Source organism: Burkholderia sp. ABCPW 111 (assembly GCF_000773065.1).
In the GTDB taxonomy this organism is placed as follows: Bacteria; Pseudomonadota; Gammaproteobacteria; order Burkholderiales; family Burkholderiaceae; genus Burkholderia; species Burkholderia savannae.
Genome location: NZ_JPWT01000100.1, coordinates 1 through 20,397 on the forward strand (window position 1 = coordinate 1; position 20,397 = coordinate 20,397).

Sequence of the window (20,397 nt, forward strand, 5' to 3'; positions counted from 1 at the left end):
CAGCTCGGCCAACAGCTCGATCGCCTCGCTGTCCACGTCGACTTCGACCAGCGTCGATTCGCTGTCCACCGGCCTGAGCACCACCAACAGCAACGTCGCGTCGCTGTCCACGTCGACGTCCACGGGTATCGGCTCGCTGTCCACCGGACTCAGCACCACCAACAGCAACGTCGCTTCGCTGTCCAGTGGTCTCAGCAGCACCAATAGCTCGCTGACCTCGCTGTCCACTTCCGCTTCGTCGGGTATCAGCTCGGCGAACAGCTCCGTCGCTTCGCTCTCGACCTCGACCTCGACCAGCGTCGATTCGTTGTCGACCGGCCTGAGCACGACCAACAGCAACGTCGCGTCGCTGTCCACATCGACCTCCACGGGCATCGGCTCGCTGTCCACCGGCCTCAGCACGACCAACAGCAGCCTCACCTCGCTGTCGACCTCCACCTCGACCGGCTTGTCGTCGGCCAACAGCTCGATCGCCTCGCTGTCCACGTCGACTTCGACTAGCGTCGATTCGCTGTCCACTGGCCTGAGCACGACCAACAGTAACGTCGCCTCGCTCTCGACCTCGACTTCGACCAGCGTCGATTCGCTGTCCACCGGCCTGAGCACCACCAACAGCAACGTCGCGTCGCTGTCCACATCGACCTCCACGGGCATCGGCTCGCTGTCCACCGGCCTCAGCACCACCAACAGCAGCCTGACCTCACTGTCGACCTCCACCTCGACCGGCTTGTCGTCGGCCAACAGCTCGATCGCCTCGCTGTCCACGTCGACTTCGACTAGCGTCGCTTCGCTGTCCACGTCGACTTCGACCAGCGTCGATTCGCTGTCCACTGGCCTGAGCACGACCAACAGCAACGTCGCTTCACTGTCGACTTCCACGTCGACCGGCATCGGTTCACTGTCGACGGGGCTGAGCACGACCAACAGTAACGTCGCCTCGCTCTCGACCTCGACTTCGACCAGCGTCGATTCGTTGTCGACCGGCCTGAGCACGACGAACAGCAACGTCGCTTCGCTGTCCACGTCGACTTCCACGACCTTCTCGTCCGCGCTGAGCTCGATCGGCTCGCTGTCCACCGGTCTCGCGACAACCAACAGCAACCTCGCGTCGCTGTCCACGTCGACGCTCACCTACGTGAACTCGCTGTCCACCGGCCTGAGCACGACCAACAGCAGCGTCGCGTCGCTCTCCACGTCGGCGTCGACCGGCCTCGCCGCGACCAACAGCAACGTCGCCTCGCTGTCCACGTCGACTTCGACCGCCGTCGGCTCGCTGTCCACCGGCCTGTCGGCCACCAACAGCAACGTCGCGTCGCTCTCCACGTCGACCTCGACCGCCGTCGGCTCGCTGTCCACCAGCCTGTCGACGACCAACAGCAACGTCGCGTCGCTCTCCACGTCGACTTCCACGGGCATCGGCTCGCTGTCCACCGGCCTGTCGACGACGAACACCAGCGTCGCGTCGCTGTCGACGAGCGTGACCAACATCAGCACGCAGCTCACGTCGCTGTCGACGACGATCGTCAACAGCACGACCAACGTCATCCGCTCGCTGCCGTCGAGCACGGGCATCGCCGCCGACATGAGCGCGCCGAACGCCACCGCGCCGTCCGTCACGGCCGGCTCGAACTCGGTCGCGATCGGCGCGGGCTCGACCGACGGCGGCCGCTCGAACGTCGTCTCGGTCGGCAGCTCGACGCAGCAGCGGCAGGTCACGAACGTCGCCGCCGGCACGGAAGGCACCGACGCGGTCAACGTCAACCAGTTGAATGCGCTGTCCACTTCTATGTCACAATCGCTGACGGGCCAGCAGTCCCAGATCAACAATCTGGGCTCGCAGTTGACCCAGACTCAGCAAGCGCTGCAGCAAACCGATTCGATGGCCCGTCAGGGCATCGCGGCCGCCACCGCGCTGACGATGCTGCCGCAGGTCGAGCCGGGCAAGACGATCAACGTCGCCGTCGGCGTCGCGCGCTTCGCAGGTCAGTCGGGGATGGCATTCGGCGCGAGCGCGCATGTGACAACCAACGGCATTCTCAAGCTGGGCATCGGCGTGTCGGGGCAGAACAAGACCTTCGGTGCAGGATATGGATATAGCTGGTGATCGACTCCGTCCACTCTTCATCGACCGGGCCGCGTGACGCGCCCGGCAAGCGCCTGGCCGTCGGCATCTCGCTCTTCGCCCGCGACGGCCAGGCGATCTGGGAAAACGGCATTCATCAGAACATTGCGTTCCTCGCGATGATGCTCAGGAAGTCGGAGCGGGTCGGCCCGATCTACTTCCTGAACGGCGGCGACGCGAAAGCGTTGCCCGCCGGCCTCGATCTCGGCGGCCTCGACGTGCCGCTCGTGAACCCGCGCGACGTGTCGCACGCGCTCGACGTCGTGATCGAGATGGGCGCGCAGCTGCCCGTCGACTGGCTCAAGTACATGAAGGCGCTCGGCAAGAAGCTCGTCGTCTGCTTCGTCGGGCACACGTACGCGGGGCTTTGCGAGACGCCGATGTTCGGCCGGCCGTCGGGCCACATCTTCAACGGCGGCCCGTTCGACGAAGCCTGGACGCTGCCCCAGTACGAAAAGACCGCGATGCCGCTGCTGCGCACGCTGCTGCGGGCGCCCGTCCATCTGATGCCGCACATCTGGTCGCCGTACTTCATCGAGCGCCGCGCGCGCCAGCTCGAGGCCGAGGGCCTGCGCTTCGGCTATGCGCCCGGCCGCGCGAAGTGGCGGCTGTCGATCCTCGAGCCGAACATCTCGGTCGTGAAGACCTGCCACTACCCGATGCTCGCCGCCGACGAATTCCACCGCGCGCAGCCCGACGCGGTCGAGCATCTGTTCGTCGTCAACTCGCTGCACATGAAGGAGCATCGGACGTTCGTCCATTTCGCGAACAGTCTCGATCTCGTCCGCCAGCACAAGGCGACCTTCGAGCCGCGCATCGATCTGCCGTCGTTCCTCGCGCAGCACGGCGACGCGGTGATCTCGCACCAGTGGGAAAACGCGCAGAACTATCTGTACTACGACGTGCTGTACGGCGGCTACCCGCTCGTGCACAACTCGCCGCGCCTCGGCGACGCCGGCTACTACTACCCGGAATTCGATTCCGCGGCGGGCGGCCGCGCGCTGCTGCACGCGTGGCGCCATCACGACGCGCATCTCGACGACTATCGCCGCCACGCCGACGCGCTGCTGCGCGAAGTCTCGATCGACAACCGCGACAACCTCGACGCGTATGTCGCGCGTCTGTTCGCCTAAGCCTATTCCCGGAGAGAACGCATGCCCGAAACCACCGCCCGTGACGTGCCGAACGGCGGCAAGCGTCTCGTCGTCGGCGTGTCGCTGTTCGTGCGCGGCGCCGGCCAGTCGCTGTGGGAAAACGGCATCTTCCAGAACTGCCTGCTGCTCGTGCTGCTGCTGCGCCAGTCGCCGCTCGTCGCCGAAGCGGTGATGGTCAACGGCGGCACGGGCGACGCCGATCCGCAACTGATGCTCGGCGAATGGAACGTGCCGCTCATCTCGATGGACGAGGCGATGACGCGCTGCGACGTGCTGATCGAAATGAGCGCGCAGTTCAACGCCGAATGGATCGCCGCATATCAGCAGCGCGGCGGCAAGGTCGTGACGATGCGCGTGGGCAACGACTACGTGATCGACATCGAGCGCGCGATCTTCGACAAGCCGTCCGGCTTCCTGTTCTCGGGCGCGCGCTACGACGGCGTCTGGACGATTCCGGAATTCGAGCATTCGTGCAGCCACTATCTCGAATCGGGGCTGCGCAGCCCGGTGACGATCGTGCCGCACATCTGGCATCCGCTGCTGTTCGACAAGGCGCGCGCGACGCTCGGCCCGGGGCTCGAATTCGGCTACAAGCCGGGCAAGCCGCGCTGGCGCGTCGCGACGTTCGAGCCGAACATCTGCATGGTGAAGACGAGCATCGTGCCGATGCTCGTCACCGAGGAGGCGTATCGCGCACAGCCGAGCTTCGTAGAATTCGTGCGCGTGTGCAACACGCTGCACATGAAGGAGCACACGACGTTCGTCCATTTCGCGCGCAGCCTCGACATCGTCGCGCATGGGCTCACGACGTTCGAGGGGCGCTTCGCGGTCTACGAATTCATGGCGGCGTACGGCGACGCGGTCGTGTCGCACACGTGGGAAAACGCGCAGAACTATCTGTACTACGAGTTGCTGTACGGCGACTATCCGCTCGTCCACAATTCGCCGTACCTCGGCCGCGCCGGTTATTTCTATCCGGATTTCGACTGCCAGGAAGGCGGCCGCCAGTTGCTGAAGGCGTTCCACGAGCACGACGCGAACCTCGACGCGTATCGCGAGCAGTCGCGGCACATTCTGGATTCGGTCAGCATCTACAACCCGAACAACGTCGCGGCCTATACGGAAGCGCTCGCCGCGCTGTACCGGTAACGCAGGCATCGCCGCATGCGCCGCGCCGCCCTATTTCGACCCGGAGGTCGCTTGAACAAGCTAGTCGCCCGATGCGTGATCGCCGCCGCCATGCTGGCCGCCGGCCCGCTCGCCCACGCGCAGGCGAGCCCGTCTCCCGACGCGGTGCTGCAAAGCGCCGAGGACGTGCTGAAGCAGATCGACGACGGCCGCTTCGATCTGGTCTGGCGGGATTCCGCCGCTTTCGTCAAGGAGCGATACACGGCGCAGCGCTTCGCCGACGACACGCGGCGGCTGCGCGCGCCGCTCGGCGCGGTCACGCGGCGAGGATGGTCGGACATCATGCTGATCCAGTTCGCGAACACGAAGGACGTGCCGGACGGGCTGTACGCGAACGTCGATTTCACGACGACGCTGCAAGGCGGCAAGGTCGTGTTCGAGAAGCTGAGCTTGCGCCGGGAGAGCGACGGCCGCTGGCACCTCGTCTCCTATGCGCCGCGCGAGCAGCAAGGCGTGACGCCGTCGCTCGCCGGGCAATGACTAGGCTGAATCGAGACCAATCGAATTGAAGAGCCGGAACCAGCGGGATCGGCACGCGGGCCGAAGCGCCGCGGCGCCGATCGCACGCGCGGCGTTCGTTCGCTCGCCGCTCAGCGCCCGCAGTCGTTGACGAGATTCGCGAGCAGCGTATCGTATTCGGCGACGAGCGTCGGATTCTTCGACGTATAGCGGCGCAGCAGGCTGCGCTGCCGCGTCGCGTAGCCTTCCCAGTCGTCGTCGTGCTCGCGCAGCACGCGCGTCAGTACTTCCGCGCCCGTCAGCACGTCGTTGTCCGGATAGTAGTAGCCGATGTCGGGCACGAGATGCGCGTTGTGGACGAGCGGATAGCCCTGCCAGCAGACGTCGAAATAGAAGTAGTTGAGCGGGTTCTCCCACTGGTGCGACACGACGACGTCCGTGTGTTCGGCGAGGAACGTCGGCGTATCGAAGCGGCCGACGAAGCTCGCCTTGCTCGCGCGGACGATCTCCAGATAGTTCATCAGCATCACGAATTCCGGGCTGTCGTGCGCGAGCCGCTCGGCGTTCGTCACGTGCGCGAACGCGATCGCGTCCGGATCGCGCCGATAGACTTCATCGATGATGAGCATCGGATACACGCAGAACTTGACGACATCGTGGTTCGGCTCCATCACCGTGAGCCGCTTCGCGCGCTTGCCGCTCGGCCGGTACTCGCCGCGCTCGCGCAGCAGCCGCGTGCGCTCGGTGAGGAACATCGGGTCCCAGACGAACGGCACGACGCGCCCAGGGCAGCGCCGCAGCGATTGCAGGAACGGCAGCGACGACGGCGCGACCTGCGGAATCGCCCAGATCTCGTCGTAGCCGCGGTTGATGAACAGCGTTTCCCACATCCGGCGGCCGAACAGGATCGATTGCGTCGCGTGGATGTATTCGAAGCCGCAGCAGTAGCTGACGAGCTTCACGCCGCGCGCCTTCAGATACGCGGTCTGCTCGCCGTCGATCTGGCCGCCGAGCTCGATCAGCACGTCGAGCGAATCCTTCATGTCGACAAACGAGCGGGTGTCGAAAATCCGGCGGTCCCACGGCAGCGCGTCGGTGATCGGCACGTCCGTCGTGTTGACGATCGTCACCCGATAGCCGCGCGACGATTTCATCAGCAGCTTCGCGAGAAACAGCGCGTTTTGCTTGATGCCGTTGATCCAGAGGCTCTCGTTCGGCTCGCGCAGGCCAATCGTGATACCGATGCGCAAGCCGTTCAAATCGACAGGGGATGTCATTGCATGCCGGAGGGAAGGGAATTACGCAGTGTAGCGCATGCCCTGCGCTACCGCCCGCACCAGTATTCGAGTCTAGCGGACATCATGTAACCGGACTGTCAGATATCGTTAACGTGCGCCGCTCGCTCAAGCCGGCCCCATCACGAGCAGTTGCGCGCCGTCCGCCACCTGGTCGCCCACCGCGTACAGCACCTCGCCGACGACGCCCGCCGCGGGCGCGCCGATCGTGTGCTCCATCTTCATCGCCTCCATCACGATGAGCGGATCGCCCTGCTCGACCTTCTGCCCCGGCTCGACGAGCACCGCGATCACCTTGCCCGGCATCGGCGCGGTGAGCCGGCCCTCGCCTTCCGTCGAATCGGCCGCGTGCGCGAGCAGGTTGCGCCACTCGAACGCGCGCGCGACGCCCTGGCAGAACACGTGGAACGTGTCGCCGTCGACATGCACGCGGCCGCTCGCGCGCACGCCGCCCAACGTCACGTCGAAGTCGAGCGGCCCCGCGCCGCGCGACCACGCGAACGGCTTCGCGACGCCGCCCGCTTCGAGCGACTGCGCGCCGCCGTGGTCCAGATAGCGGACTTCGAGCGTCGCGTCGTCGTCGAGCGCGCGCCATTCGATCGTGCGCCGGTAGCCGGCGTTCAGCCGCCAATTCGGCAGCGCGCCCCACGGCGACGCCGCGCCGCCCTCGCCCGCGAACTCACGCTCGCGCGCGAGCAGCGCCGCGCACGCGAGGCCGAGCGCCGCCGCGGGCGCCGGCTGCGGCGCGAACAGCGCGTCGCGATGGCGCTCGATCAGGCCGGTGTCGAGATCCGCGTCGGCGAACGGCCGGCTCGCGACGATCCGCTGCAGGAACTCCGCATTCGTATGCAGGCCGACGACCTCGCATTCGCGCAGCGCGCGGCCGAGCGTCGCGAGCGCCTGCGCGCGCGTGTCGCCGTGAACGATCAGCTTCGCAATCATCGGATCGTAGAACGGCGTGATCGCGTCGCCCTCGCGAACGCCGCTGTCGATCCGCACGGCCGCGCCGATGGCGAATTCGACGCCCGCCGGAAATCGCAGGTGCTTCAGGCGTCCGGTCGACGGCAGGAAGCCGCGCGCCGGATTCTCCGCGTACAGGCGCGCCTCGATCGCGTGGCCGCGCACGTGCAGATCGGCCTGCTTCATCGGCAGCGGCTCGCCCGCCGCCACGCGCAGTTGCCACTCGACGAGATCGAGCCCCGTCACCATCTCCGTCACCGGATGCTCGACCTGCAGGCGCGTGTTCATCTCCATGAAGTAGAACGCGTCGCCCGTCATGATGAATTCGACGGTGCCCGCGCCGACGTAGCCGACCGCGCGCGCGGCCGCGACGGCGGCCTCGCCCATCGCCTGCCGGAGCTCATCCGCGAGGCCCGGCGCGGGCGCTTCCTCGAGCACCTTCTGGTGGCGGCGCTGCACCGAGCAGTCGCGGTCGAACAGGTAGACCGCGTGGCCGTGCGTGTCGCCGAACACCTGCACTTCGACGTGGCGCGGCCGCTGCAGGTATTTCTCGATCAGCACGCGATCATTGCCGAAGCTCGCCGCCGCCTCGCGCTGGCACGACGCGAGCGCCGCCGCGAAATCGGCCGCGCGCTCGACGACGCGCATCCCCTTGCCGCCGCCGCCCGCGCTCGCCTTCAGCAGCACCGGATAGCCGATGCGGTCGGCCTCGCGTTGCAGCAGCGCGGGGGTCTGATCGTCGCCGTGATAGCCGGGCACGAGCGGCACCGCGGCCGCGTGCATCAGCGCCTTCGCGGCGGCCTTCGAGCCCATCGCGGCGATCGCCTCGACGGGCGGCCCGACGAACACGATCCCCGCCTCCTCGCACGCACGCGCGAAATCCTCGTTCTCCGACAGAAAGCCGTAGCCCGGATGGATCGCCTGCGCGCCCGCCGCGCGCGCGGCGTCGATGATGCGCTCGATCCGCAGATAGCTGTCGGCGGCGGCCGGGCCGCCGATGTGCACGGCCTCGTCGCACGCGGCGACGTGCTTCGCGTGCGCGTCGGCGTCCGAATAGACCGCGACGCTCGCGATGCCGAGGCGTTTGCAGGTCGCGGCGACCCGGCAGGCGATTTCGCCGCGATTGGCGATCAGGATCTTGTCGAACATGATGGGTCGGAAAACGGAAGATCGATAACGGATTCGGTTCGGTGCGCGGGCCGCGCGCCGCGCTTCGTCACGGCCGCTACGGCACCGCTCCGCTGTGCGCGGGCGGCAGCGGCGGCGCGCGCCGCGTCACGCGCGCCACGACGGCGTGCGCTTTTCGAGGAACGACGCGACGCCTTCGCGCGCCTCCGCGCCCGCACGCGTCTTCGCGATCCAGTCGGCGGTCTGCTCGATCAGCGCGGCGTCGAGCGCGCGGCCCGCGACGTCGCGCACGAGCGTCTTGCACGCGCGCACCGCCTGCGGGCCGTTCGCGCACAAGGCTTCGGCCAGCCTCGCGACGGTCGCGTCGAGCGCATCGGCCGGCACGCGCTCATGGACGAAGCCGAGCTGCGCGGCCTTCGCACAGTCGAACGCTTCGGCCGTCGCGAAATAGCGCCGCGCGGCGCGCTCGCCAAGCGCGCGCACGACGTACGGCGCGATCGTCGCGGGAATCAGCCCGAGGCGCGCTTCCGACAGGCAGAACTTCACGTCTTCGGCCGCGATCGCGATGTCGCACGCGGCGACGAGCCCCACGCCGCCCGCGTACGCGTCGCCGTGCACGCGCGCGATCACGGGCTTCGCGCAACGATGGATCGCCTCGAGCATGCGCGCGAGACGCCGCGCGTCGGCGCGGTTCTCGTCGTCGGAGAAGCCCGCCATCCTCTTCATCCAGTTCAGGTCCGCGCCCGCGCAGAACGCCGGGCCGCGCGCGGCGAGCACGGCCGCGCGTAGCGACGGATGCGCGTCGATGCGGTCGAACGCGGTCGTCAGCTCGGCGATCATCGTCTCGTTGAACGCGTTGCGCACGTCGGGGCGCGCGAGCGTGACGGTCGCGATGCGGCCGTCGTCGGTCACTTCGATCGTTTCGTAGCGCATCGTCGGCTCCTTGCGTCCATCACATCCGGAACACGCCGAACCGCGTGTCCTCGATCGGCGCGTTCATCGCGGCGGCAAGGCCGAGGCCCAGCACGTCGCGCGTCTGCGCGGGGTCGATCACGCCGTCGTCCCACAGGCGCGCGCTCGCGTAGTACGGATGGCCCTGGCGTTCGTACTGGTCGCGAATCGGCTGCTTGAACGCCTCCTCGTCTTGCGCCGACCATTCGCCGCCCTTCGCCTCGATCCCGTCGCGGCGCACCGTCGCGAGCACCGACGCCGCCTGCTCGCCGCCCATCACCGAGATCCGCGCGTTCGGCCACATCCACAGGAACCGCGGGCCGAATGCGCGGCCGCACATGCCGTAATTGCCCGCGCCGAACGAGCCGCCGATGATCACCGTGAACTTCGGCACCTTCGCGGTCGACACGGCCGTCACCATCTTCGCGCCATGGCGCGCGATGCCCTCGTTCTCGTATTTGCGGCCGACCATGAAGCCCGTGATGTTCTGCAGGAACACGAGCGGGATCTTGCGCTGGCAGCACAGCTCGATGAAGTGCGCGCCTTTCGTCGCCGATTCGGAAAACAGGATGCCGTTGTTCGCGACGATGCCGACCGGGTGCCCCCAGATGCGCGCGAAGCCCGTGACGAGCGTCGTGCCGTAGCGCGCCTTGAATTCGTCGAACGCGGAATCGTCGACGATGCGCGCGATCACCTCGCGCACGTCGAACGGCTTTCGCGTATCGACCGGAATCACGCCGTACAGGCTTTTCGCGTCGTAGCGCGGCGGCAGCGGCTCGCGCATCGCGAGCGACGCGCCGCGGCGCGCACCCAGGTTGCCGACGATCGTGCGCGCGATCGCGAGCGCGTGCGCGTCGTTCTGCGCGAGATGGTCCGCCACGCCGGACAGGCGCGTGTGCACGTCGCCGCCGCCCAGATCCTCGGCGCTCACTTCCTCGCCGGTGGCCGCCTTCACGAGCGGCGGGCCGCCGAGAAAGATCGTCCCCTGCTCCTTGACGATGATCGATTCGTCGCTCATCGCGGGCACGTACGCGCCGCCCGCGGTGCACGAGCCCATCACGACCGCGATCTGCGCGATGCCCGCCGCCGACAGGTTCGCCTGGTTGAAGAAGATCCGGCCGAAATGATCGCGGTCGGGAAACACGTCGTCCTGGTTCGGCAGGTTCGCGCCGCCCGAATCGACGAGGTACACGCACGGCAGCCGGTTCTCGGCCGCGATTTCCTGCGCGCGCACGTGCTTCTTCACGGTCACCGGATAGTAGGTTCCGCCCTTGACCGTCGCGTCGTTGCAGACGATCACGCACTCGCGGCCGGCGATTCTGCCGATGCCCGTGACGATGCCCGCGCCCGGCGCTTCGTCGTTGTACATCCCGTATGCGGCGAGCTGCGACAGCTCGAGGAACGGCGTGCCCGGATCGAGCAGTTGCGCGATCCGCTCGCGCGGCAGCAGCTTGCCGCGCGACAGGTGCTTGTCGCGCGCGGCCTGGCCGCCGCCAAGCGCCAGCCGGTCGATCTTCTCGCGCAGGTCGGCGACGAGCGCCTCGAGCGCCGCGGCGTTCGCGCGAAACTCGTCGGCGCGCGGGTTCAGCTTGGATTCGATGATCGGCATCGCGTGGGCTCCGCGCGCAGGGTCAGGCGGTTTCCGCGAACAGCTCGCGGCCGATCAGCATGCGGCGGATCTCGCTCGTGCCGGCGCCGATTTCGTAGAGCTTCGCGTCGCGCCACAGGCGGCCGACCGGGTACTCGTTGATGTAGCCGTTGCCGCCCAAGATCTGGATCGCCTCGCCCGCCATCCACGTCGCCTTCTCGGCGGTGTAGAGGATCACGCCCGCGCAGTCCTTGCGCACCTGGCGCACGTGCGCGCTGCCCGCCGAATCGAGATGGCGGCCGACCGCGTACAGATACGCGCGGCACGCCTGGAACGTCGTGTACATGTCGGCGATCTTGCCCTGGATCAGCTGGAATTCGCCGATCGGCTGGCCGAACTGCTTGCGATCGTGGACATACGGCACGACCGCGTCGAGACACGCGGCCATGATGCCCGTCGGCCCGCCCGCGAGCACCGCACGCTCGTAATCGAGCCCGCTCATCAGCACCTTCACGCCGCCGTTGAGCTCGCCGAGGATGTTCTCTTGCGGCACCTCGACGTCCTCGAACACGAGCTCGCCCGTATGCGAGCCGCGCATTCCGAGCTTGTCGAGCTTCTGCGCGACCGAGAAGCCCTTCATCCCCTTCTCGACGATGAACGCGGTGATGCCGCGCGCGCCGGCCTCGGGCTCCGTCTTCGCGTAGACGACGAGCGTGTCGCAATCCGGGCCGTTCGTGATCCACATCTTCGTGCCGCTCAGCACGTAGCGCTCGCCGCGCTTGTCCGCGCGCAGCTTCATGCTGACGACGTCGGAGCCCGCGTTCGGCTCGCTCATCGCAAGCGCGCCTACGTGCTCGCCGGAGATCAGCTTCGGCAGGTACTTGCGCTTCTGCGCGTCGGTGCCGTTGCGGTGGATCTGGTTCACGCACAGGTTCGAATGCGCGCCGTACGACAGCCCGACCGACGCCGACGCGCGCGAGATCTCCTCCATCGCGACCATGTGCGCGGTATAGCCGAGACTCGCGCCGCCGTATTCCTCGGCGACGGTCATCCCGAGCACGCCCAGCTCGCCGAACTTGCGCCAGAGGTCCATCGGGAATTGATCGGTGCGATCGATCTCGGCCGCGCGCGGCGCGATTTCCTTCGCGGCGAAATGCGCGATCGAATCGCGCAGCATCTCGATGTCTTCACCGAGCATGAAGTTCACGCCGGGCAGGTTGATCATGTCTCCTCCGTCTCCAGGAAGTCCACGGAAGCGCCGATTATTGAGTCTCGCTCAAATCGGCGAATCCATCGTTCGTTGCCGTATTCTGCGGAAATACTCGTTAGTTTCGCGCTTGACCCGCTCAAGCGTCAATAGTTTTTTGAGCGATACTCAGCTATGATCGACGGCATCGCAACGACGCCCGACGCCGCAGGAAAACCCGTATGACCGCCCCCCAGAAAGCCGAGCGCGCGGACGCGCCGCGCGCGCCCGCCGGCCGCAAATCGCAGCAGCGCGTGCAGGACATCCTGCGCGCCGGGCGCGAAGTCTTCGCGGAAAAGGGCTACGAGCACGCGACCGCGGCGGAGATCGCGCAGCGGGTCGGCGTGTCCGAGGCGACCGTGTTCAGCTACTTCCGCGGCAAGCGGGAGCTGTGCGCGCGCGTGATCGCCGATTGGTATGACGAAATCATCGACGCGTTCGAGACCGGGATGCCGCGCGACGCGTCGGTGCGGCGGCAGTTCGCGTTCATCGTCCGCACGCACTTGCGGCTGATGCTCGTGAACGGCACCGGCCTCTGCGCGCTGGTGCTGTCCGAGGGGCGTGCGAAGCAGCACGCGCTCGCCGACGAATTGACGGCGTTGCAGCGCCGCTACACGGCGCCGCTGATGGACGTGCTCGCACGCGGGCAGTCGGCCGGAGAGGTGCGCGCCGACATTCCGCTCAGCCTGCTACGCTCGATGGTGTTCGGGCCGATCGAGCATGTGCTGTGGGATGCGATTCTCGGGCACCGGAAACTCGATACCGAGACGACGGCCGAGCAGTTGATCGATTTGCTCTGGACGGGGTTGCAACCGCCCGCGCCGGAGAACGCGGCGCTCGTGCACTTTCGGAGCGACGTCGCCGACGCGATGCGCCGGCTCGACGAAGCGTGCGCGCAGGCGGCGCGCGCGGGTTCGGCGCGCCGCAAGCCGGGCAAGCCGGCGTAGCCGAGGGGCGACACTGCGCGCCGCGCGCATCGCATCGCGCACGATGTCGCTCCGCGAAGCGCTCACCCGAGATCGACGCACGCTTCGCGATCGACTCGTCACGGCCGGGCGCATCGCCGCATTCGGTCCGCCATTCGGTTTTCTTTCAAACACCGCTCGCGTTCCTTTCTTTCTCCTCGATTAAACTCGATTTGATTCGATTCGGCTCGGTTAATCGCCCGCCCGCCGACGAATCGCGAAACGACGCGCATCGCTCCGATTCCGCCGCACACTCACGCGAACCGAGCGCATGTTTGCGTCGCCGCTCACGCCGACGCGCCGGCATGCACTTGCCGCTCACACACGAAAACATCGCAGAAAGAGACACTCGCGGCCGAGCCCGAACGACGGCCGGCACGGCCGCCCCGCGACGTCGCCGCATCGAGCGGCCGGCACGAAACGAACACGAGAAAACGCATCGCAATTCAATTATTGTTTAATGAAAAACCGCGCAAAAACTTGCAATATCAATGAACGACTAATCGACGATTAATCGGGTTTTAGCGCTCTTGACTTTCGAGACGCATAACCTACGCTGGAGTCGTACCAGCCGCCCCGAAGCGCCCGCTTCGCCGTTGCGCTGATTAAAAGTATTCGATTCCGGTACAAGTGCGCATGGGGAGCGCACACGCATTCCACTCTTTTCAAGTCTTTCAGCTCCGCCGCGCGGACGACGTCTGCGCGCACGGACGTTCATTGCCTCGCCGCTTCCTTGGGCCGTGACGCGCGCACGCTCGGCGTCGTCACGCCCGGCCGATCCGGCGAGGCATTTACTGTAGGAGACCGAAATGACTGTCATCCAGATCGGCCTCGTCGATACGACGAACGCCATCGATCCCGCTCTCGTGGAAGCCGCCGCCGCCGCGCTGAACGTGCAAGTCATCCGAGATTTGCCGCCGTTCTGGAACGTGCAGGCGACCGTCCGGCATTTGCCGTCGCAGAATCAGATTCCGGCCGGCATATGGCCGGTGCTGCTGGTTCCCGTCCTGCCCGAAGGCGAAGGCGGATTTCACCTGGATCAGCACAACCAGCCGTATGCGAAAGTCGCCGCGACGCGCGGCAACGACGGATGGACGATCGCCGCGAGCCACGAAACGATCGAGATGCTGATCGATCCCGCCGGCAACCGTCTGCAGTCGTCGACGTCGATCGAGATCGTCGGCGGCAAGATCCAGGACGGCAGCGCGCAGTTCGAGTACCTCGTCGAAGGCTGCGATCCGGTCGAAGCGGAAAAATACAGCTATTCGATTCAAGGCATCGCCGTCTCCGATTTCATCACGCCGCACTTCTACGATCCGGTCGTCACGAGCGGCACGCGCTACAGCTTCACCGGCGCGCTCACGAAGCCGCGCGAGATCCTGCCGGGCGGCTACATCTCGTGGATCGATCTGAGCAACGAGCGAATCCGGCAATTGCAATACCTGGACCCGAGCGAGCCGCCGACGATCGTCGATCTCGGTCCTTCGCAGACCAAAGAAAAGAGCCTGAGAGAGTGGCTGCACACGAAGCGCGGATCGCCGGCGGGATTGCGAACCACCCGCGAGCTGTCGGAAAAATCCCTGAACGAGCCGCTGCTCGAACGCTGCCGGCAACACCGCAGGGCGCTGCAGGAAATCGCGAGCCAGCGCGCGAAGATGTACTGAAGCACCCGATCATTCGAACAACTTAGGTGCCCTCATGAACCATTCATTCGACGTCGAGGATCTGATCCTCAACTATGATCCCGAAGCGCCCGCCGAGCGCTTCGTCAAGGGCGGCTTGGAAGCCGCGCTGCTGGCCAGGGCGAGCCGCCTGCCTCACCCCGTCTCGTGGCCCGCCGGCGCACGGCCCGCCGCGCAGCCGCTCGATCCCGCGCCGCACGAGAACGACGACCTCACCCGCTTCGCCGGCTACGACGCGCTCGTCGTCACGTGGACGGCCGCCGAGGCCGCGGCGCTCGCGGCGCTCTTCACGCCCGATCATCTGCCGTCGGCGTGGTATTTGTACCGTCACGGCGTCGATGCGTACATCCCGCTCGTCACGGGGCCCCGCGCGCCGTTCAACGACACGAAGCCGGACATGGCCCGCTACTATCACACGCTCGGCCTGTATTTCCCGTGCGTGATCGGCAACGCCCGCGTGCTGCTGTTCAAGTCCGGCCTGCACTTCGCATATGACGGCCCGCACACGCCGCTTCAACGCCTCGTCGCCGAGCTCGTGCAGACGATCCGGCCCAGGCTGCTGATCACGACGGGCACGGGCGGCGGAATCGGCACCCAAGCGAAACTGGGCGATGTCGTGATCGCGAGCAAGGTCAAGTTCGACTGCACGACGCAGTTCAAGGAGGCCGCATTCGCGAAGTCCGAATACAGCCCTTCCGAGCTGCCGGCCGGCGCGATCGATGCAATCGCGCCCGATCTGACGAAGGTCAACGCGGCGTACATCCAGGGGGCGCGGCCCGTGCCGACCATTTTCACGAAGCCCGCCGACGCGCTCGTCACGACGGACTTCTTCGGCTTCGACGATTCGACGGATCACTATCGCTTGCAGAATCTGGGACGCGCATGCGACATGGGGGACGCGATGATCGGACTGACGATGAAGGACTTCCCGCTGACTCGCTGGTACTCGGTGCGCAACGTGTCCGATCCGCAGATTCCCAATCCCGATAACGACATCGAAAAGGCGAAGCGGGAAGCGGGCCAGATCTATACGCGCTACGGCCCGTATACGACGGCCGCCAGCGTGATCGCGACCTGGGCGATCATCACGAGCGCGCACGCCTGACGCAACGGCCTCGCGGGCATCGTGCGGCCGCCGTGGAAATTGCGGCCGTCGATCCGAAATAAATTTCGCCTGTGAGGCGAGGCTGCCGCGCGATTGCCGAGCGACAGCCTTTCGTTTCGAATCGAAAACGCCGGCCGGTGCGGCCACCGTGCGCCTCGCGCGTCTGCCGCCCGCTTTTGACGAAGAGCGGCCATTCGGCATTCCCGGCAACGGATGCCTGCCGCCAAGCGAAGCGAAGCGTATCGGCAAGGCGGCTGGCGGCGCGGCCTCGGCCCGGCATGCGCGACCATCGTGACTCGGCCGATCCGGCAACGGGAGGCGGCTGCGCGGCACATTGCCGGCGCACCCGCCCAATCGGCGCCTCGGCATGAAACGGAGGGCCTCGATCGAATGGGTGGAGGAACGCAATGGATGGCGCGACATGCGCCGATTTCCGCCAAACGGAATCGGCAACATGGGGCGGCCGGCGCGTGCGATCCGCGTGACCGAGACGCATGAGAGCGCATCATGCAACCGGCGCGCCACACCCCGCGCGCCGGCCGGCCCTGAACGGCCGGCTGATGCGCGGACGAGAACCGCTCGCCCGGTGCGCGCCGGCAAACGCGGCCGGGAACTTTCATCGACGGGACGCCCGAGCCGGTCATTCGCATCGAGACAAATCTCCACGCGAATCCGGTCGACACCGCAGGGTTAACCATGAGACGATTCGCGGCTCGTTAGATTTTCGTCGCTACTCGCCACATGAATGTCCCGATGTCGCGCGCGGCACTGGTCGCGACCCTGCTGGCGGCGTGCACGAGCGCGCAAGCGCAGCCGCTCGGCGGCTCGCCGTCGAGCGCAACGCCCACGCCCGAAACGGCTTCGTCGCCAATGCGGCCACAAGCGCCGCCGCAAACATCGCCGCTTACGCCGCCGCTTACACCGTCGCACACGCCGCTGCATACGCCGCCGCCCGAGGCCGCCCGATTCCGTTCGCCGCCGCCTCGCAGCCTCGCGCCGCAAACGCTGTCGAAGCACGCGCAGCCCGACGCGAAGCCGCAATACATCGCGCCGCTGCAGCGTAACTTCGCGTTCGCGCAGGATCAGGGCCGGCAGGAAGAATGCGACGAACTGGCGTCGAAGATCGACAATCTGGCGCGCCACGCGCAAGCCGCCGCGCGCTCGGCGCCGCCGTCGCTGCTCGCGCCGAGCACGATCAACAGCGCGACGCCGTGGAAAGTCCCCGCGCCGCCCGTCTACGAGCCGCCGCCGTCGCGGCCGCTGCCGTCCGCGAACGGCGGCGCACCGTCGAACTTCGCGCCGCTCGCGTCCGATCGCTGGAGTCGCCCGTGGGCTCACAAGCCCTATCCGGCCACCGAGAAAGACGCAAAAGAGCAGCGCGAGCGCAGCGAGCAGCAGATCGAGCTCGAAGCCCGCTACCGCCGGCTGCACTGCCGCCCATAGACGCCACGCCGTGCCTCGCCGTGCCTCGCCGTGCCTCGCCGCGCCTCGCCGTGCCTCGCCGTGCCTCGCCGCGCCGCGCGCCCGCGCGGCGAACGCGGCCATTCATGCATGCTCCGGCATCGGCGGGTAACATGTCGTCGACCGCGGCCGCGCGCGACGCGCGCCGCCTTTCCCGACGCCCTCGCCATGCATACTCGACAACTGACGCCCGCTCTCGCCTCGCAATTCGCGAACCTCGCGCTCGGCCACCTGACGCGCGAATACCCGAACAAGCTCACGCACTCGCTCGCCGGCCCGGAAGACGTGCGCGGGCCGCGCGCGCTGCATCCGATCTTCTACGGCAGCTACGACTGGCATTCGTGCGTGCATGGTTACTGGCTCGTCACGCGGCTGCTCGATCGCTTCGCGGATCTGCCGCAGGCGCAGCGGATCGTCGACACCGTCGACGCGCACTTCACCGCCGACAACGTCGCCGGCGAGGCGGCGTACTTGAGCCTGCCGCACAATCTCGGCTTCGAGAGGCCGTACGGCTGGGGATGGCTGCTCGCGCTGTCCGCGCAGCTCGCGTCGATGACGTCGGATGCGGGCCGCCGCTGGTCGGCCACGCTCGCGCCGCTGACGGAGATCTTCGTCGACCGCTTCACCGAATTTCTGCCGAAGGCGACCTATCCGCTGCGCGTCGGCACGCACTTCAACACCGCGTTCGCGCTGTCGCTCGCGCTCGACTTCGCGCGGCAAACCGGGCGCGCGGCGCTCGAAGCGCTGATCGTCGACACCGCGCGGCGCTGGCATCTGCGCGACGCGAACTGCCAGGCGTGGGAGCCGAGCGGCGACGAGTTCCTGTCGCCGGCGTTGATGGAGGCGGAGCTGATGCGGCGCGTGCTGCCGGCGGCCGAGTTCCTCGCTTGGTTCGACGCGTTCCTGCCGTCGCTCGCCGCGCGCGAGCCGGCGACGCTTTTCACGCCGGCCACCGTCACCGATCGCACCGACGGCAAGATCGCGCACCTCGACGGCCTGAACCTGAGCCGCGCATGGTGCCAGCGCTCGCTCGCGCGAGCGCTGCCGGACGGCGATCCGCGCAAGACGGCGCTCGCCGACGCGGCCGACGCGCATCTCGCGAGCGCGCTCGCGCACGTCGCGGGGGACTACATGGGCGAGCACTGGCTCGCGTCGTTCGCGCTGCTTGCGCTGGAGGCTTGAGCCGGACGGCGAAAATGGCGCGGCCGCATCCGGCGGCGCGGGGCAGCCGCGTGCGCCGTGCGCGCCGGATGAGTCTGGCCGGATGAGTCTGGCCGGATGGGTCTGGCCGGATGGGTCTGGTCGAATGGGTCCGGTCGAATGGGTCCGGTCGAATGGGTCCGGTCGAATGGGTCCGGTCGAATGGGTCTGCCCGGATGTGAGTTCGCCGGGAAGCGGAAGGCGCGGATCAAACAGCCTCTGCATCGCGGCCGAATGCGACGCGCCGGCACGCCGCGCGCACGTCCGCCCGGCCGTCACGCGTTGCGCCAAGCGCGGGCGGCGCACGCTTCACCAAGCGTGGGCGACACGCACGCGCACACATCGAACGCGCGCTGCCCGCCCGGCGCGCATCAATGCGAAATCGTCTCGAGCGCGATTCCCTTCGTTCTCGGCCCCATCAGCCCGATCGACGCCATCACGATCGCCATCGCGCCCGCGATGAACACGAACACGCCCGGCGTGCCGAACCCCTTCAACACGGCCGCGATCGCGAACGACGTGAAGATCGCCGAAAAGCGGCTCCACGAATAGACGAAGCCGACCGCGCGCGCCCGGATCGCGGTCGGGAACAGCTCCGCCTGATACGCGTGGAAGCTGTACGACATGATGTTGTTCGCGAGCGTCAGGCACACGCCGAGCGCGACGAGCCACCACGCCGCCGACGCCCGGCTGAACATCAGCCCCGCGATCATCGCCGCGCCGGCCATCGCGACGATCACGGCCTTGCGCTCGAAGCGGTCGGCGATCGCGAGGCCGATCAGCGGCCCGATCGGCGCCGCGAGCGCGATCACGCTCGAATACATGAGGCTCGTCGTGACGGTGATCCCCTGCTTGATGAGCAGCGTCGGCACCCAGTTCGCGAAGCCGTAGAAGCCGACCGTCTGGAACACGTTGAAGATCGTCATCATCACCGTGCGCTTGCGGTACGGCGGCGCCCACATGTCGCGGAACCGGCCGCGCGGCGCGACGGGCTCGGCGGGCGCGGGCGGCGGCAGCGGCCGGCCGTACTCCGCCTCGACCCTCGCCTCGAGCGCGGCGAGCACGCGATCCGCTTCGTCGAGCCTGCCCTGCTGCGCGAGCCAGCGCGGGCTTTCGGGCAACCGGCGGCGAATCCACCAGACGAAGATCGCGCCGTGCGCGCCGATCAGCACGACCCAACGCCAGCCGTCGAGGCCGAGGGGTGCGCGCGGGACGAGCAGATACGCGAGCAGCGCGACGACAGGCACCGCGACGAAGCCGACCGCCTGCTCGCACGCGAACGCGCGGCCGCGAATCTGCTTCGGAACCAGTTCGGAGATGTACGTGCCGATCGTCACCATTTCGACGCCGAGCCCGAGCCCGACGACGAAGCGCCAGAAATTGAGGCCCGCGGCCGTATCCTGAAACGCCATCACGATGTTCGCGGCCGTGTACCACAGGAGCGACCACGTGAACACCGCGCGGCGGCCGAAGCGGTCGGCGAGAAATCCGCACGCGATCGTGCCGACGAAGAGCCCCGCGAACAACGCCGCGATGAAGCTCGCGACGCCCGTCGTGCCGAACAGCCCGTGCGTCGTCGCGGTGAGGATGCCGCTCTTCACGAGGCCGGGCGCCACGTAGCCGCTGTAAAGCAGATCGTACAGCTCGAAGAAGAATCCGAGGCTCAGCAGCGCCACCAGTTTCCAGACGCTGCGCGTGGGCGGCAGGCGGTCGAGGCGCGCCGAGATGGCGCCGGCGTCGATCGTCGTCGCGCACGCCGACGTGCGCGAGGCGCTTTCCGTTGAAGCCATGGCCGGGTGTCTCCGAATGTCGTCGTTGTCGAATCACGGCCGCGGGCGGCCGTTGGCGTTTCGGACATTTTACCGGGCGCACGGCCGCCGGGAAGAACGGCGA

At 67.5% G+C, this 20,397-nt stretch carries 15 protein-coding genes; 9 read left to right on the top strand and 6 right to left on the bottom strand.

Annotated elements, in window-relative coordinates; translation table 11 throughout:
* The 4 genes from X946_RS32185 to X946_RS23345 form a co-directional block, all read left to right on the top strand.
* On the top strand, positions 1-2,104 hold a 2,104-nt coding region (locus X946_RS32185), incomplete at its 5' end, for a YadA family autotransporter adhesin (RefSeq protein ID WP_235364055.1).
* Complete coding sequence (locus X946_RS23335) at positions 2,101-3,255, top strand: DUF2827 domain-containing protein (RefSeq protein WP_038752725.1); 1,155 nt, start codon at positions 2,101-2,103, stop codon at positions 3,253-3,255. The genes X946_RS32185 and X946_RS23335, both read left to right, overlap by 4 nt.
* A gap of 21 nt (positions 3,256-3,276) precedes the next feature.
* A complete protein-coding gene (locus X946_RS23340) occupies positions 3,277-4,425 on the top strand; it encodes a DUF2827 domain-containing protein (protein WP_038752727.1) in 1,149 nt (382 codons plus the stop codon).
* A 51-nt stretch (positions 4,426-4,476) separates the two neighbouring features.
* Positions 4,477-4,944 carry a DUF4019 domain-containing protein gene (locus X946_RS23345; RefSeq protein ID WP_038752728.1) on the top strand — a complete coding sequence of 156 codons (468 nt, stop codon included), beginning with the start codon at positions 4,477-4,479 and terminating at the stop codon, positions 4,942-4,944.
* A 110-nt stretch (positions 4,945-5,054) separates the two neighbouring features.
* Here X946_RS23345 and X946_RS23350 read toward each other — a convergent pair whose 3' ends face one another.
* From X946_RS23350 to X946_RS23370, 5 genes are all read right to left on the bottom strand, one after another.
* Complete coding sequence (locus X946_RS23350; RefSeq protein WP_038752730.1) at positions 5,055-6,200, bottom strand: DUF2827 domain-containing protein; 1,146 nt, start codon at positions 6,198-6,200, stop codon at positions 5,055-5,057.
* 126 nt (positions 6,201-6,326) lie between these two features.
* Positions 6,327-8,327, bottom strand: a complete 2,001-nt coding sequence (locus tag X946_RS23355) for an acetyl-CoA carboxylase biotin carboxylase subunit (RefSeq protein WP_038752732.1) — start codon at positions 8,325-8,327, stop codon at positions 6,327-6,329.
* 126 nt (positions 8,328-8,453) lie between these two features.
* Complete coding sequence (locus tag X946_RS23360) at positions 8,454-9,239, bottom strand: enoyl-CoA hydratase/isomerase family protein (protein WP_038752734.1); 786 nt, start codon at positions 9,237-9,239, stop codon at positions 8,454-8,456.
* Positions 9,240-9,258: 19 nt separating this feature from the next.
* On the bottom strand, positions 9,259-10,866 hold the full coding sequence (locus tag X946_RS23365) for a carboxyl transferase domain-containing protein (RefSeq protein WP_038752736.1): 1,608 nt from the start codon (positions 10,864-10,866) through the stop codon (positions 9,259-9,261).
* A 22-nt stretch (positions 10,867-10,888) separates the two neighbouring features.
* Positions 10,889-12,070 (bottom strand): isovaleryl-CoA dehydrogenase, encoded by a 1,182-nt coding sequence (locus X946_RS23370; protein ID WP_038752738.1) that lies wholly within the window; start codon positions 12,068-12,070, stop codon positions 10,889-10,891.
* 203 nt (positions 12,071-12,273) lie between these two features.
* Between X946_RS23370 and X946_RS23375 the strand changes: the two genes are divergently transcribed.
* From X946_RS23375 to X946_RS23395, 5 genes are all read left to right on the top strand, one after another.
* Positions 12,274-13,038 (top strand): TetR/AcrR family transcriptional regulator, encoded by a 765-nt coding sequence (locus tag X946_RS23375; RefSeq protein ID WP_038752740.1) that lies wholly within the window; start codon positions 12,274-12,276, stop codon positions 13,036-13,038.
* 827 nt (positions 13,039-13,865) lie between these two features.
* Positions 13,866-14,720, top strand: coding sequence for a hypothetical protein (locus X946_RS23380; RefSeq protein WP_038752742.1), 855 nt, complete (start codon positions 13,866-13,868; stop codon positions 14,718-14,720).
* A 34-nt stretch (positions 14,721-14,754) separates the two neighbouring features.
* Entirely contained in the window at positions 14,755-15,843 is a 1,089-nt protein-coding gene (locus tag X946_RS23385) for a phosphorylase family protein (RefSeq protein ID WP_038752744.1), read from the top strand.
* A 753-nt stretch (positions 15,844-16,596) separates the two neighbouring features.
* Positions 16,597-17,286, top strand: a complete 690-nt coding sequence (locus X946_RS23390; RefSeq protein WP_414734356.1) for a hypothetical protein — start codon at positions 16,597-16,599, stop codon at positions 17,284-17,286.
* 186 nt (positions 17,287-17,472) lie between these two features.
* Positions 17,473-18,486, top strand: coding sequence for a DUF2891 domain-containing protein (locus X946_RS23395; RefSeq protein WP_038752748.1), 1,014 nt, complete (start codon positions 17,473-17,475; stop codon positions 18,484-18,486).
* A 389-nt stretch (positions 18,487-18,875) separates the two neighbouring features.
* Here X946_RS23395 and X946_RS23400 read toward each other — a convergent pair whose 3' ends face one another.
* Positions 18,876-20,294, bottom strand: a complete 1,419-nt coding sequence (locus tag X946_RS23400) for an MFS transporter (RefSeq protein WP_038752749.1) — start codon at positions 20,292-20,294, stop codon at positions 18,876-18,878.
* Between the last annotated feature and the right edge of the window lie 103 nt (positions 20,295-20,397).